The sequence below is a fragment of the Paenibacillus rhizovicinus genome (genome assembly GCF_010365285.1).
Classification (GTDB): Bacteria; Bacillota; Bacilli; order Paenibacillales; family Paenibacillaceae; genus Paenibacillus_Z; species Paenibacillus_Z rhizovicinus.
Genome location: NZ_CP048286.1, coordinates 6448533 through 6463335, shown reverse-complemented (window position 1 = coordinate 6463335; position 14803 = coordinate 6448533). Strand labels below are relative to the sequence as shown.

Below are 14803 nucleotides of genomic sequence, written 5' to 3'. Positions count from 1 at the left end.
TATGCTTACTGGGACGACGGCGACGGACGTACCTTCTTGTGGGCGCCGAAACGCTGCTTCGCTTGAACGGCCAGTTCCAGTTTGTTGAGCGCCATGCAGTGCTCGAAGGTGATTTCGAAGATTTCCGGCAGCGGCAGCGCTTCGAAATAATCGCTAATCGCATCCGCGTTCTCATACCAGTCCGTCCGGTCGGGCAGCGCTGCATCTATATCCTCCCAGGCGGCGGACAGCTCGGGACTAAGCATTTTCTTGGCTCCCTCTATTAAAGCGCAGCCTTCAAGCTTCTCGTGATACGCAGCGGATTTCCAATCGCCGCCGCGTTCTTTCGCAAACAGATGCGGCGCGTAATCCGCGCGCGAACCGGTATGATGCACCCCGCGAACGAACGCCATCACGCCTTCCATCACATCCGGAACGCAGATCAGGATGGCGTACAACCGTTTGCCGAATTCAATGCGCTCTTTGACGTTCATGAAGTTTTCCAGCACCAGTCCAGCCAGCATCATCTCGCCTCCGGCATCGAGCGGCGAACCGTAAGGCATGACGACCGTGTTCGTCTGCAGCGGGATTTGCATCAAGAACATGGGTCGCTCAAGCACATGCGCCTTGAAATAATCGCTTTGGACGATTGGTTTCTCGATGACATGCTGTTCGTTCACGATCAGCGCGGTCGTAAGCAAGACGGAATCCCCATGCTGCCAGAATTGCTTCCAGACGGGGAGCATGAACCGCGAGACGCCGAAGCATGGCAGCAGCCTCGACAGATCCTTCCCTTCCCTGCGCGAAGCCTCATACAGCAGCAATTGCGGGTAGGCGTCATGGAAAATAAGCGAATTGATTCGCTCAAGCAAAATAAATGTATGCCGGCGGGTTTCCTCGTCCATCAGCTCGGGAAGCAATTCTCCCTGCAAATCCGTCATGTTCCACCCGCCGTTGCGGGAAACCAAATGGGCGAGCAGCGCCCATTGCAGCTCCGGGCTGCGATAATAGACGGCGCGATACGCCTCCGTACGCGTAACATTATTCCGGTTTGCTATCTCGGTTTCGTGATGAATGCGATGCATCAGCGCGCGTTCCTGGTCCGAATAAACCTCGTCGTTCGCCGGACCGCCCGCGGATACGTCATTGCTGAACGATCGATTAGCCTCGGCAGCCGGTTCGTCGACCGTGGATGCAAGGGTTACTTCGATCCCGCCCGTGCTTATGGCAGCTGCCTGCAGGTCCGCGAACAACTCGTCTACGAGCTCGCGGCGTATCGATGCGGGCAAGGCATGCTCGGCAAGCTCATGCGACGTATTCCGGGCATCCTGCTTGTGCAGGACATAATTTCTAACAACGCGAATGATATGAATCAGCCAGGCAAACAGCGAAGGCTTGCTTCGCTGTGGACGATGCTGCGGCATAAATCCAGCCTCCCTCCTCTTGCTCCCAGAAGTCAACCGATGTCCATTAGTATGAGCTTCGCTGCCAATGATTAGCCGCTGTAGTATACTATAGCTAATTCAAGGTTGTGCCACTACGAACACAGGAGGCCGATTCGCATGTGCGGACGATATACGATAACCGTTACGCTGGAGGAGCTCATGCTGCACTATTGGGTTGCCGATTCCAATGTTCCTTTCCAGCAGCCCAAATTCAACGTCGCTCCCGGTCAAATGGTGCTGGCCGTCATCAATGACGGAACGAAGAACAAGCTCGGCGAGCTGAAATGGGGACTGGTCCCTTCCTGGGCGGAGAGCATCAAGCTCGGTAATAAAATGATTAACGCGCGGTCCGAAACCGTCTGGGACAAGCCCGCTTTCCGGCCGTTAATGAGCCGCAAGCGCTGCATCATCCCGGCTGACGGTTTCTATGAATGGCAGCAGCAAGATGACAACCGCAAACAGCCGATGCGTATTGTGAGACGCGACCGCAAGCTGTTCAGCATGGCCGGGCTGTACGATACGTGGACGTCGGCGGAAGGCATCAAGCTCAGCACATGCACCATTCTTACGACCGCGCCCAATTCGCTGATGGCGCCGATTCACGACCGGATGCCGGTCATCCTGCAACGGGAGGACGAAGCGACCTGGCTGGACCGATCCATGAACGATCCCCAAGTGCTGAACCGTCTGCTTCAGCCCTTTCCCGCCGAGCAGCTAGAGGCTTACCCGGTAGGCGCCGGCGTCGGCAGCGTCAAGAAAGACGACGATTCGTGCATCGCTCCGCTCGTCTCCAATGCTTAAGGCTTCGACGTGACCTGACGCTGGCCTTGCAATGGCTAGTTGCAATAAAAAAACCGCCGACCCCGAAGGATCAGCGGAACATCGCCCATAATTTAATTAAGTGCAGCGTATTGTTCGGATCGATTTTCTGTGCAACGATGAATGCGATCAGCTGTTCTTCCTGCTGTTCGGTCACGTTCTCCTGCATGATGCCTGCCGCCATGCGGACGAGTTTCCGTACCTTGACGCGGTCTTGCAAATCATACTTGTTGACGCCGTTCAGCAGCATTTTAATCCGGTCCTTAATGACCGGATTTTTCATTTTTACTTTTACGCGCTCAACCAGCTCGGGCCGAATGCCAAATTTTGTATAGCTCATCTCCGGTTATAGCACCTCCGTCCAGCTTCAGCGGCCGTCGTTTCAAGCTCCAAGTGCAACGGCTCGCCTTCCAACCTTCCTATAGATGTACTATATGCCGGGAATTCCGCTTTAAAAACTAGTCCAAAAGTTCTCCTTGAAAAAGTTGATCTTTCCGGAGAGCTTCACGGAGCCGCGCATAGGGCGCTTCGGTCCAAAATTCAGCTTTGGCCGTCAGTTCCGCAGCATCGTCGCGCGCCTCTTCCAGCACCGCGAAATCCGCGGCCATGTCGGCCAGCTTGAAATCCGGCACCCCGCTCTGTTTGGTACCGAAGAAGTCGCCTGGCCCCCGCAGCTCCAAATCCCGCCTGGACACCTCGAATCCGTCATCCGTCTCCGTCATGATCTTCATCCGTTCGCGGCCGGTTTCCGACTTCGGATCGGCAATGAGCACGCAATACGACTGATGGCCGCCGCGGCCAACGCGCCCGCGCAGCTGATGCAGCTGCGATAAACCGAAACGATCGGCGTCCATGATGACCATCAGCGTCGCGTTCGGCACATCGACGCCTACTTCCACGACCGTCGTCGCTACGAGAACATGCACTTCATTCGCGCCGAAAGCCCGCATGACCTCGTCCTTCTCCGCAGCCGACAACCTGCCGTGAAGCAGGCCGATTCTCAAATCCGGAAACGCCTGCTGGATTTGAACATGCAGGTCGATGGCGTTCTGTACATCCAGCTTGTCCGACTCCTCGATCAGCGGGCAGATGAAATAACACTGTCTGCCTGCCTCCGCTTCCCGGCGTATGAATCCGAGCACGCGGTCAAGCATGGAATGCTTGACCCAATTCGTCTGGATCGGCTTTCGGCCATGCGGTCTCTCCTTCAGCGTGGAGACATCCAGATCCCCGAACGCCGTAATGGCAAGCGTCCGCGGAATCGGCGTTGCCGTCATCGTCAATACGTCGGGATTCAACCCTTTGCGTCGCAGAACGCTTCGCTGATTAACGCCGAAGCGATGCTGCTCATCCGTTACGACAAGCCCGAGACTGCGGAAGAAGACGCCGTCCTGGATTATGGCCTGCGTGCCGACCACGACGTCGGTCAGCCCCATTTGCAGACCTGCAAGGACTTCGCGCCGTTTCTTCTCAGTCAAACTGCCGGTCAACAGCGACACTTGCAAGCCTATGCTGCCCAGCAGGTTCTGCAAGGAACGGTAATGCTGCTCGGCAAGAATCTCCGTCGGCACCATGAGCGCGCCTTGGTGACCCGCTTTGACAGTCGCAAACAGCGCGATCGCAGCGACGACCGTCTTGCCGGAGCCGACATCCCCCTGCAGCAGTCGATTCATGCAGGCATGCGAGCGCATATCGATCAGAATTTCGTTGACGACCTTCTTCTGCGAATCCGTCAATTCGAAAGGCAGCGTCCGCGAGAATGCTCTGATCGACTCCGCATCGACCACATGGGCGACGCCGTCCATCCGTTTGCGGTTCATGGAGCGGTATGCCTGCAGCTTCAGCTGGAACAAGAACAGCTCCTCGTACACGAGCCGGCGTCTGGCAGCTTGTCCTTGTGCAATGTCGTCGGGCTGATGGATATGCCTCACCGCTTCGCGACGCAGCATAAAATCATACTTGTCCATGAGTTCGACCGGCAGCGTTTCCTCCACCATCGAGCCGTATTGAGCGATCGCTTGCGTGATCGTCTTGCGCATCCACTGCTGCGTTACGCTTCCGCCGACAGAGTAGACGGATTGCAGCGTGCCTGAACGCGCCGTGCCTTTGTCGGGAAACTCCGAGTCCGTCACGGTGATTTGCAGCCGCTTCTGCTCCCATTTCCCCGTCAGGATAATGTCGCGCCCCGGAACGAGCTGCTCCTGCAAGAAGTGGCGGTTGAACCATACCGCCGTCACCAGCACGCCGTCGATCGCAATTTTGCAGGTCAGCCGCGTCTTTGCTCGTCCATACCGCTGCAGCAGCGGATTGCCCATGATTTTGCCTTCTACTGTCGCCTTCTCGCCGTCTTTCGCTTCCCCAAGTGTCCGAATGCGATAATCTTCGTATCGAAACGGAAAATAGTCCAGCAAATCCGCGATCGTATGAACGCCAAAGGCGTGAAGCTCCAGTTCTTTCTGAGCACTCACGCCTTTCATTTGCCGGACGGGTATTTCATCCAGCTTCATCCCCATGACCTCACACCCGTGTAATGAATAATGCCGCAGCTCCGGGACCGGCATGCGTTCCGATAACCGAGCCGATATCCGTTTGCCTGATATGATGTACGTTCAACTGCGCTTGCGCAAGCGCGGCAAGCTCAAGCGCCAGCTCGCGCTTATGCGTCCAGCCCACCGTCATTTCAATCGGATCGTTGCCGAAATCGGCCTTGAACAAATCGATAATGCGCTGCATCGCTTTCTTCGTGCCCCGCACCTTGTCGACCGCGGAAACCTCGCCTTCCTTGTCGAGCTTCAGAATCGGCTTGATGTTCAGAATCGAACCGAAGAGCGCCGCGGCTTTGCCGATCCGGCCGCCCTTCTGCAAATACTCGAGCGTATCGACGAGGAAGTACATTTTCATGTCTTGTTGGATCGCTTCGACCGCTGCCACGATTTCGTCCTTCGACGCTCCGGCATTTGCCATTTCAGCCGCTTTCACGACTTGCATCCCAAGACCGTAGGAAACGGATTTGGAATCGATGACCGTCACGTCGCCGGCCTGCTCCATCATCGTCGAGCCAATAATCGCCGATTGGAACGTACCGCTCAAGACCGCGGCTAGATGAATGGAAATGATCGCGGAATCCGGAAACTTCTTCATCAGCCTCTCGTACGCCTCGGTGAACTCGACAGGAGAAGGCTGCGACGTCGTCGGCAGCGTGCTCGAGGAAGTGAGCCGCTCGTAAAATTGTTCGTTCGAAATCGAAATGCCATCCAGGAAAGAATCTGTCCCGAATATGACCTTTAGCGGGATCATCTCGATGCCCAGCTGCTCTCTGACGCGCTTCGGGATGTCTGCCGTGCTGTCTGTTACGATTTTTATTCCGCCCATCTTCGCACCCCTATTCGACCGCTATTAAGTACGGATACAGCGGCTGGCCGCCTTCGTGGACTTCAAACTCCGCATCCGGGAACATCTCCCTGGCCCAGGCCGTCAATTCAGCCGTATCCGACGCTTTCGCCTGCTCGCCGGTCAATACGGTAACCAACTCGCCGCCGTCCTCCAGCATGCGCCCAAGCAGCTCTCTGCACGTTTCTTGCAGGCTTGGTGCAGCGGTGACGATCGTCTTCTCCATAATTCCGATATAATCGCCTTCATGAATGGAAATGCCGTCAATGGTCGTATTCCGGACCGCATTCGTCACTTGGCCTGACCGCACATGGAGCACGGCCTCGTTCATCGCATGCGTATTGACTTCCGCCGCTTCCTCTTCACGGAAGGCCAGTACGGCAGCCAAGCCCTGCGGAATGTTCTTCGTGCCGATAACGGTTACGTTTCGCCCGCTGAGTTCCGCTGCCTGCCCTGCGGCTAGAATAATATTGCTGTTATTCGGCAGCAAGTAGATGTGCTCCGCCGAGAGTGATTCGATCGCCTTCACGAAATCTTCCGTCGACGGGTTCATCGTCTGCCCGCCGGTCAATACGACGTCTACATTGTTGTCGAGGAAGATCGATCGAATGCCTTCTCCCATTGCAACCGCAATGAGGCCGAACGGCGCCCATTCATGAGCCTGTTCAGCGGACAACGCATCCGCAGGCGTACCCGTCAGCACTTCGGAGACAGCCAAGCCGAGCGCGGCTTCTTCGACGACTGCCGTTTCCGGAAGCACTTCTACCGATCCGGATTGAATACCGCTCGTAACCGCTGCGCTCTCTTCTTCATGCAGCAGATCGCGGTGCTGCTCGCGCATGTTCAAAATATGAATTTCCGTCAGCTCGCCGTACGGAAGCGCATAGTTGAGCACGTCGCCCGGCTTGCGCGTATGCACATGAACTTTAATGATATCATCGTCCACAATGACGAGAATGGAATCCCCGTCCCTGCTCAGCATGCCTTTGAACAGCGCCTCGTCGAAACGCAGGCCCGTGCGGCCCGTCTGCTTACGGTTGATGAAAAACTCCATATCGTACAAAAACTCGATATGTTCCGTTTCGATTTTGGATTGCGCGCTGGCATGCTGGAAAGCCGTCGGACGCGGCGGCGCGGCAACCGGAGGTTTTCCGGCAGCCGGAACACGGAAAGGCATAGCCGCTTCCGAGCCGATCGGTTGATCATTCGAGCCTCCGAGTTCCTGGGCGATGCTGCTCAGGAAGCCTTCGTAAATACAGACGAGACCTTGCCCGCCGGAATCGACGACGCCGACTTGTTTCAGTACCGGCAGCAGATCAGGCGTGCGAGCCAGCGACTCTTGGGCTCTAGTGTGGATCTCCTGCAGGAGCTGAACGATATCGTTATTGCGCTTCGCAAACGTTACGGCATGCCTAGCCGTGTCTTTGGCCACTGTCAGTATAGTGCCTTCGACCGGCTTCACAACCGCTTTGTATGCCAAATCGACGCCATTCTGCAAAGCCGCAGCAAACTGCTGCGCATCGATTTGCTCTTGGGCGGCGATGCTCTTGGAGAAGCCTCTGAACAGCTGGGACAAGATAACGCCGGAATTGCCCCGCGCACCCATCAGCAGGCCTTTAGAAAGCGCTTCCGCAACTTTGCCCACTGCAGGATTCGGATATTTTTGAAGTTCGCGCTTGCCCGAGGTCATCGTCAAATTCATATTGGATCCCGTATCTCCGTCCGGAACCGGGAATACATTCAGAGCGTTTATGCGCGCTTCGTTTTGGTGCAGATTGTCCGCTCCGCTCAGGACCATGCTCATAAAATCCGAGCCGTTAATAAAGCGTTTAATCAAGCGTGATTACCCCTTCCTACCGAGATACCCGTACGCCTTGGACAAAAATATTGACAACGTCTACCTTAACGCCGACAACCTCGTTCATCACATATTTCACTTTCGACTGAATGTTATGTGCGACTTCGGAAATTTTTGTGCCGTAGCTAACGATGATGTATAAATCTATGTGTAAGAAATCGTTCTCTCGGTGGACTTCTACACCGCGCGACAGATTATCTCGACCCAGCAGCTCGGCTATGCCGTCTTTGAGCTGCTTTCTTGAAGCCATGCCTACCAGTCCATAACAATCCATCGCTGCTGAACCGGCAAGGACGGAAATCACATGATCGGTTATAAATACGTTTCCGAATTCGGAATTAATCTGCACAGGCATGGAAAACCACTCCTTCACCGTTTTATTATGGACTAAACCACATTGTACTATAAATTTGAACGATTTTGAAGTCCAGCCCCCCATTCTCGACTCTTTTCTTCATTTTTTAAGCTGTAGAGGGCAGAAACGAATGTTGACAAGCGCTTGTAGAAAGCCAATACTTGTGCTATTATATTGGAGTCTGTTTGTTTGCAGTGATTCTTTAAGGGAGGTGTATTCCATGTCTCGCAAATGTTTCGTTACGGGCAAAGGCCCTGGCGTAGGTAACAACGTTTCGCACGCTAACAACAAAACCCGCCGCTCTTGGGGCGTTAACGTTCAGAAAGTTAGAATCCTAGTTAACGGCAAGCCAAAACGCGTTTATGTCAGCACTCGTGCTCTTAAATCCGGTCTTGTTACACGTGTATAGTGGCATAAAGCCATGAACAAAAAGCACCTGATCCATATCAGGTGCTTTTTTGCATGTCTAAACGCGAAAGCTCCGCCGCCACTTACGGTTCTTTCGCGCTCAGATTCCCGCATGCTCAGGGCCGTTCCAGGGGCTGCCGTTCGGAGCGCCGCCGTTAGCTCTTCTGAAACGTATTTAGAATCGCCTTCACAAAGCCACCTAAAAACTTCGGCAGCTTGATTGTGTAAAATTTCATGCTCCACCCCTCCTAAGGTTTTGCTGGCACTGCACTGAAAGAGCATCTGCAGGCAGAATACAAGCTGTCGTTGCCTCGCATGAGCAAGGATAGCCTTGGCGCAACTCGCCCTGACAGCAGGTGATAAACATCCGTAACAGTTCCCCGCCTTCAAGTAAGTTCCCACAAAAAAAGGCTACAAGAACGTTCGTTCATGTAACCATCCTATGCGCCCGAAGACTGTCCTATTCCAACCCGGAGGACTTGGCTTTAGCCGATGCCCTGTCAGTGAACCCTTCTAAGGAGCGGTTTTTGCAGCCGTTACGGCTGCATAGATAAAGACGGAAATAAGAAAAAACAGCAGCGCGAGCACGACAAACGCAATGCGCGAGCGGATCGACGAGACCCGCTTGAAGTAATGGATCGCGATGAGTACGGCAAGCAAGGAGAACGCCAGGTTCGCCATGCCCTTCATAATCGTGAACACGAACAAAAAGATGCCGCACCCGGCGCTGTACAGGAACAGCAGGAATGCTTTCTTCAGACGCTCACCCATGCGAAACGCCCCTTAACGCAGTGCAGCGATGGCCGCCGCGCGATCCCGTTCGGTAAACACGGCATTGCCTGCTACGAAGACGTCGCTTCCCGCTTCCCTGACGAGCGGAGCCGTATCGGCGTTAATGCCGCCGTCGACCTGAATGAGCATGTCGCCGCGTCCGCGCGCCGTCAGCAGCTCGCGCAGCTGGCGAATCTTGTTCAGCGATTGCGGGATGAACTTCTGGCCGCCGAAGCCGGGATTGACCGTCATGATCAATACCATGTCGATATCGTCGATGACGTTCTCCAATACATGGATCGGCGTAGCCGGATTCAGCGCTACGCCCGCAGGCAGACCGGCTTCTTTGATTTGATGGATGACGCGGTGCAAATGGACGCAGGCCTCTGCATGAACGGTAATTCGATCCGCTCCCGCCGCGACGTAATTCGGAATGTGCAGCTCCGGCTGCTCGATCATGAGATGGACGTCGAATACGAGCTTCGTTGCCGGCCTCACGGCTTGGATAATCATTGGGCCAAAAGTCAGCGTCGGCACGAAATGGCCGTCCATGACGTCGATATGAATCCAATCCGCTCCGGCACGTTCCACGTCTTTGATTTCTTCTGCGAGTGCCGCGAAGTTCGCGGACAGGATCGATGGTGCTATGATAGACATGTCAGTACCTCCGCTTTTTCTCTTTCATCTCTGCCATGAACAGCACGTAATTGGCGTGCCGGCTTGGCGAGACTTCTCCTCTTTCCAAAGCTTCCAGCACTGCGCATTCCGGCTCATGGATATGCGTGCAGCCCCGGAACTTGCACGAGGAGGACCGCTCCCTCATTTCTTTGAAACAGCTGCCTAGTTCTTCGATGCCGAGCTCGGTGAAATCCAGCTGGCTGAACCCCGGGGTATCCGCCACGAAGCCGCCGCCGATATCGATCAGCTCGACATGGCGCGTCGTATGCTTGCCGCGTCCCAGCCGGTTGCTGATCGCGTTCGTTTCGAGCGTAAGCCCCGGAACGAGCGCATTCAGCAGCGAAGATTTCCCAACGCCGGATTGCCCGGCGAACACCGCCAAATGCCCCTGAAGCCGTTCCTTGAGCTCGGCAGTGCCCTCTCCTCGCTTCGAGCTGGTTCCGATCACTTCATAGCCGATGGGCTCGTAAACGCGCCGCACGTCGCGAATCGCCTGCGCCGCTTCTTCCGTTTCCACGCCGTTCTCGGCTAAATCCTGTTTACTTAGACATAAGACGGCCGGGATCCCGGCATGCTCGATATGAACGAGAAACTTGTCGAGCAGTTGTAAATTCAATGCCGGCTCCGTTACGGAGAACACCAATACGGCCAGATCCACGTTCGCCACCGGCGGACGAATCAATTCGGACGAGCGCGGCTTGATTGCATTCACCGCGCCTTCCCCGTTCTCCGTCTCTTCGAAATCGACGATATCGCCGACAAGCGGCGATTCGCCGCGCTTCTTGAAGATCCCTCTTGCCCGGCATTGAATGTCGCTGCCGCTTCCGGAAGGATTCGCGGCAGGGCGTACATAATAATACCCGCTCAGCGCTTTAACGATTCTTCCGGATTGCTCTTCTTTATTGCTCGACGGTTGCGTCTGTTCCTCCATCTGTTCCTGTTCCTGTGTTTGTTCCTTGATCTGTGCCCGTGTTTGTCGGCGAGTTTGTGGTTGTGTTCGTACTGCCATTCGTTGGATTCTCCTCGGCTTGAGCTGGCTGGTCGGCGGGCGGCTCATCTTGGCCAGGCACCGTTTCCGGCGGCGAGTCAGCTCCCGATTTCACATCTTCGTACGTCTTCGAGAACGAGTCGACGACTTGCTTATCCCTCATGATCGTCACCGTGGCTTCCGTGTTCGGCGCCAGCGTTACGTTGACGGAGAACGGCTGGGTGTCTTTGATATTGCGCTTGCCCCATTCGATTTTCTCGCCGGTCGCGTCGGTATAATAGATTCGGATCTCGCTCGTTTTTCCTGCTTTCGCCGGAGATATGAGCATATTGAACGTGTATTCGAGCGCATCTTCCGGCAAGCCGGAGCTGATCGTAAGCGTGATCGGCGCGCCTTTCGCGACTTCCGCGTCCGGATCATACGGATATTGGGCAAGGACGGTACCTTTCGGCTTATAGCTCTTCTCGTAGACGATGTCGTCTTCGTTCACCGTCAGTCCCAAAGAGCGAAGCTGCGAGATCGCCGCGCTTTGCATCTTGTCGATGACCTTCGGCATTTTGAACGTTTCTTTGCCTTGGCTGACGGTCAGCTTGAATGATGCTTTCTTCGGATCGAACTCTTCGCCGGCAGCCGGCGTCTGTTCGAGAATCGTGCCGGGCGCTTCGTCGCTGTAGATCTCTTCTTTGGCAATATTGTCCTTGCTCACGCCAAGTCCGACGAGCTCGGCTTCCACATCTTCGTACAACTTGCCTAGATAGTTGGAAGCCGTCGCCATCTTCGGTCCCGTGCTGACGTACAGTTTAATGAACGCGCCGACCTTCACGCGCTGGTTCGGCTTCGACTGCTCGTACACGATGTCCTTGGCGACGCCTTCTTTGTCCGTTCTAATGGTCGGTTCCTCGACCTTCAGCCCGGCCTGCTCAAGCGCGGTGCGGGCATCGGTCTCCGTCATGTTGACGACATTCGGCACTTCGACCTCTTTGATGTCGAACCAGCCGAGTACGGTCATCGCGCCCCAATAAACAAGTACGATAATGATCAGCGTGGAAGCGACGGTTACGACGGGCTTCACCCATTTACGCTTGCGCTTGTCCTCCATGCCGCTGGCATCCCAGCGGTCGTCCTTACCTTCGGGCGCATCCGGCCGCGCCGCGGCCGTCGTGGCCATTTGCCGATCCGGGACCGCCCGTTCGCGTTCCTGTCGTTCGCGTTCCGGTCGATCGGCGGCAGTCGCGTGATCGGATTTGGCCGATATCGCGGAGGCTGCCAGCGTATCCGAAATGCTGCCGCGGATGGCGGGCATGACACGCGTCTCGTCGAAATCGGGATGGCCGAACTCGATCTTCGGCTCGCGCAGCCGCTCGGGCTGCAAGCACGTTTCGAGGTCGCGCAGCATCTCGGATGCCGAACGATACCGCTCGTTCTGATTTTTGCGCATCGCCTTCAAGATTACGTTCTCGACGCTCTGCGGTATGTACGGATTGAGCTCGCGCGGTTCTTCGAAATTCTCCTGCAAATGCTTCAGCGCGACGCTGATCGGGCTTTCGCCGAGGAACGGCAGCTTGCCTGTCAGCATCTGATAGAGCACAATGCCAAGCGAATACAAGTCCGACTTTTCGCCGGTCACGGATCCTTTGGCATGCTCGGGCGAGAAATAATGAACCGAGCCGACCATGGAACCGGTTTGCGTGATGGTAGACGACGTTACGGCGCGGGCGATGCCGAAATCCGTAACTTTCACGCGTCCGTTCTTGCCGATAAGTATATTATGAGGCTTAATGTCGCGATGGATGATTTGGTTATGATGCGCGTGCTCCAAGGCATCGCAAATTTGAATCGCGATCCGAACAGCTTCTTCCGCTTGAAGCGGCGCGCGTTCTTTGATGATTTCATTCAGATTGTTGCCTTCGACGTATTCCATGACGATGTAATGCGTATCATCCTCTTGACCTACATCATAGATACTGACGACGTTCGGATGCGAAAGGGCAGCCGCCGACTGCGCTTCCCGTCTGAAACGCCGAATAAATTCCTCGTCATGCACGAATTGCTGGCGAAGCACTTTAACGGCGACGAAACGGTTCAACAATACGTCATGGGCTTTGTAAACAAGCGCCATGCCGCCTCCGCCGACGCGCGTTATAATTTCATATCTTCCGCCAAGCTCATGTCCTATCATGTCGATCACCCCTCAAGCTCTGTGTCTTCGGCATGATGCAGCAGCACGACGGTCACATTATCGTCTCCGCCCGCCTGGAGCGCAAGCTGGACGAGCCTGTCCGCTTTCTGTTCCAAGTCAAGCTCATTCTGCTGCAGCGTTTCGATAATCGCCGCAGCGTCGATCATACTGGACAGCCCGTCGCTGCAAATGAGAATCAGGTCGTCCTTCAGCCAAGAAATCCCTCTGACATCGACCTCGACTTGCGGGTCTGTGCCCAGCGCCCGCGTCAGGACGTTCCTGCGCGGATGCTTGGCTGCTTCCTCCGGCGTAATTTGCCCGGATTTCACCAGCTCATTTACAAGCGTATGGTCTTCCGTCAGCTGCGTAAGGACGCCGTCGCGCCATTGATAGGCCCGGCTGTCCCCGATATGACCGAGAACGCCATTCTCATTCGTCAGCAGCGCGGCCACGACCGTCGTGCCCATATTGTGGTACTGCTCATTATTGGATGCCGTGTCGAAAACAACTTCATTAGCCTGCAGAATCGCCTGGCTAATCAGCGTCTTGCGTTCCTCCAGCGTCATAGCCGCCGTGGAGCCTTGCAGCGCTTCGCGAAACGTATCGACGGCCAGCTTGCTTGCCACGTCGCCCGCCTGATGGCCGCCCATACCGTCGGCGACGATTGCAACGACAAGACCAGGCTCCAGCTCGCCGCACCAGCCCTGGTCTTCATTTAAGAGTCGAATTCTTCCGATATCACTTCGCAAAGCCATTTTCAAAACTGATCACCCCGCCGTAGACTCCATATGTTTAGCACGTAGTTGTCCGCAAGCCGCTGCAATGTCATGTCCCTGTTCTCTGCGGATCGTCGCATTGATTTTGTTTTTCTCCAGAATACGATGGAACTCGAAAATCTGCTCGCGCGGCGTGCGTACGTAATCCCGCTCCGGCACGTGATTGACCGGAATCAAGTTGACGTGGCACAGCATGCCTTTCAGCACTTTCGCCAGTTCTTCCGCATGTTCGCTCTGGTCGTTCACGCCGCCGATCAAGGCGTATTCGAACGTGATGCGACGCCCGGTCTTCGCGATGTAATTCCGGCATGCTTCCATCACTTCCTCGAACGGGAAGCGGCGGTTGACCGGCATGAGCTTGGAGCGGAGCTTGTCGTTCGGCGCATGGATCGAAATCGCCAGGTTGATCTGCGTGTTCTCTTCGGCGAATTTGTACATGCTCGGCACGATGCCGCTCGTGGACACCGTAATATGGCGCTGGCCGATATTCAGTCCCTTCTCATGGATCATGAGACGAAGGAACGTCATGGTCGCGTCATAATTCTCGAACGGTTCGCCGGAGCCCATGATGACGATGCTGGATACGCGCTCGTTCGTTGCATCCAGCATTTGCTGGGCGACGACGACCTGCGCGACGATCTCGCCTGCGGTCAGATTGCGTTTCAGGCCGCCAAGCGTGGAAGCGCAGAACGTACAGCCGATCCGGCAGCCTACTTGCGTCGTTACGCAAATGCTGTTGCCATAGCTGTGCCGCATAATAACGGTTTCGATCGCATGGTTGTCGTGAAGGCCGAACAGAAATTTCACTGTGCCGTCCTTTGACTCGAAGCGGGTGATTTCAGTCAGGGTGACGAATTGAAAATGGTCTTGAAGCTTTTGCCGAAGCGGCTTGGACAAGTTGCTCATCTCTTCGAAGTTCTTCACGCGCTTGACGTAAAGCCATTCGAATAGCTGCGTGCCCCGGAATGCGGACTCGCCGTTGTCTTTCATCCAATCTTGGATCTGCTCCAGCGTATAGTCGTAGATGAACGGTTTCATCGGTTAAACACCTGTTTCTCTGCATAATGTTTTCATGGCATCCCTGCAAGGGGCACTGCCATCGTTATTTTACCACAAACGCCCATAACAGGCCACTTTAGAGCTGTCATGGGCGTTGC

At 55.3% G+C, this 14803-nt stretch carries 15 protein-coding genes; 2 read left to right on the top strand and 13 right to left on the bottom strand.

What is annotated here, in order from left to right:
• Positions 1 to 5: 5 nt before the first annotated feature.
• The gene (locus tag GZH47_RS28885; protein ID WP_162644442.1) at positions 6 to 1403 is read right to left on the bottom strand and encodes a DUF2515 family protein; all 1398 of its coding nucleotides are present in this window, start codon (positions 1401 to 1403) and stop codon (positions 6 to 8) included.
• A 138-nt stretch (positions 1404 to 1541) separates the two neighbouring features.
• Between GZH47_RS28885 and GZH47_RS28880 the strand changes: the two genes are divergently transcribed.
• Positions 1542 to 2225: an SOS response-associated peptidase gene (locus GZH47_RS28880; RefSeq protein WP_162644440.1), complete on the top strand. Its 684-nt coding sequence runs from the start codon at positions 1542 to 1544 to the stop codon at positions 2223 to 2225.
• A 70-nt stretch (positions 2226 to 2295) separates the two neighbouring features.
• On the opposite strand, the gene GZH47_RS28875 is transcribed toward GZH47_RS28880, so the two are convergent.
• From GZH47_RS28875 to GZH47_RS28855, 5 genes are all read right to left on the bottom strand, one after another.
• Positions 2296 to 2583, bottom strand: coding sequence for a stage VI sporulation protein F (locus GZH47_RS28875; protein WP_162644438.1), 288 nt, complete (start codon positions 2581 to 2583; stop codon positions 2296 to 2298).
• Positions 2584 to 2701: 118 nt separating this feature from the next.
• Complete coding sequence (gene recG, locus GZH47_RS28870) at positions 2702 to 4750, bottom strand: ATP-dependent DNA helicase RecG (RefSeq protein WP_162644436.1); 2049 nt, start codon at positions 4748 to 4750, stop codon at positions 2702 to 2704.
• A gap of 10 nt (positions 4751 to 4760) precedes the next feature.
• Entirely contained in the window at positions 4761 to 5615 is an 855-nt protein-coding gene (locus GZH47_RS28865) for a DegV family protein (protein WP_162644435.1), read from the bottom strand.
• Between the two features lie 10 nt (positions 5616 to 5625).
• Positions 5626 to 7431 (bottom strand): DAK2 domain-containing protein, encoded by a 1806-nt coding sequence (locus tag GZH47_RS28860; RefSeq protein WP_192043664.1) that lies wholly within the window; start codon positions 7429 to 7431, stop codon positions 5626 to 5628.
• A 55-nt stretch (positions 7432 to 7486) separates the two neighbouring features.
• Positions 7487 to 7846 (bottom strand): Asp23/Gls24 family envelope stress response protein, encoded by a 360-nt coding sequence (locus tag GZH47_RS28855; protein ID WP_162644433.1) that lies wholly within the window; start codon positions 7844 to 7846, stop codon positions 7487 to 7489.
• Positions 7847 to 8066: 220 nt separating this feature from the next.
• Between GZH47_RS28855 and rpmB the strand changes: the two genes are divergently transcribed.
• The gene (gene rpmB, locus GZH47_RS28850) at positions 8067 to 8255 is read left to right on the top strand and encodes a 50S ribosomal protein L28 (RefSeq protein ID WP_162358257.1); all 189 of its coding nucleotides are present in this window, start codon (positions 8067 to 8069) and stop codon (positions 8253 to 8255) included.
• A 154-nt stretch (positions 8256 to 8409) separates the two neighbouring features.
• Here the strand turns inward: rpmB and spoVM are convergent, their stop codons facing one another.
• The 7 genes from spoVM to rlmN form a co-directional block, all read right to left on the bottom strand.
• Positions 8410 to 8490: a stage V sporulation protein SpoVM gene (gene spoVM / locus GZH47_RS28845; protein WP_040711006.1), complete on the bottom strand. Its 81-nt coding sequence runs from the start codon at positions 8488 to 8490 to the stop codon at positions 8410 to 8412.
• Positions 8491 to 8767: 277 nt separating this feature from the next.
• The gene (locus tag GZH47_RS28840; protein ID WP_162644432.1) at positions 8768 to 9025 is read right to left on the bottom strand and encodes a YfhO family protein; all 258 of its coding nucleotides are present in this window, start codon (positions 9023 to 9025) and stop codon (positions 8768 to 8770) included.
• A gap of 12 nt (positions 9026 to 9037) precedes the next feature.
• Entirely contained in the window at positions 9038 to 9682 is a 645-nt protein-coding gene (gene rpe / locus GZH47_RS28835) for a ribulose-phosphate 3-epimerase (RefSeq protein WP_162644431.1), read from the bottom strand.
• A gap of 1 nt (position 9683) precedes the next feature.
• The gene (gene rsgA / locus GZH47_RS28830; protein WP_162644430.1) at positions 9684 to 10634 is read right to left on the bottom strand and encodes a ribosome small subunit-dependent GTPase A; all 951 of its coding nucleotides are present in this window, start codon (positions 10632 to 10634) and stop codon (positions 9684 to 9686) included.
• Positions 10603 to 12870 (bottom strand): Stk1 family PASTA domain-containing Ser/Thr kinase, encoded by a 2268-nt coding sequence (gene pknB / locus GZH47_RS28825; protein ID WP_162644429.1) that lies wholly within the window; start codon positions 12868 to 12870, stop codon positions 10603 to 10605. Before pknB ends, rsgA begins: the two co-directional genes overlap by 32 nt.
• 5 nt (positions 12871 to 12875) lie before the next feature.
• On the bottom strand, positions 12876 to 13625 hold the full coding sequence (locus GZH47_RS28820) for a Stp1/IreP family PP2C-type Ser/Thr phosphatase (protein ID WP_162644427.1): 750 nt from the start codon (positions 13623 to 13625) through the stop codon (positions 12876 to 12878).
• 12 nt (positions 13626 to 13637) lie between these two features.
• On the bottom strand, positions 13638 to 14684 hold the full coding sequence (gene rlmN, locus GZH47_RS28815; RefSeq protein WP_162644425.1) for a dual-specificity RNA methyltransferase RlmN: 1047 nt from the start codon (positions 14682 to 14684) through the stop codon (positions 13638 to 13640).
• Positions 14685 to 14803: the final 119 nt, after the last annotated feature.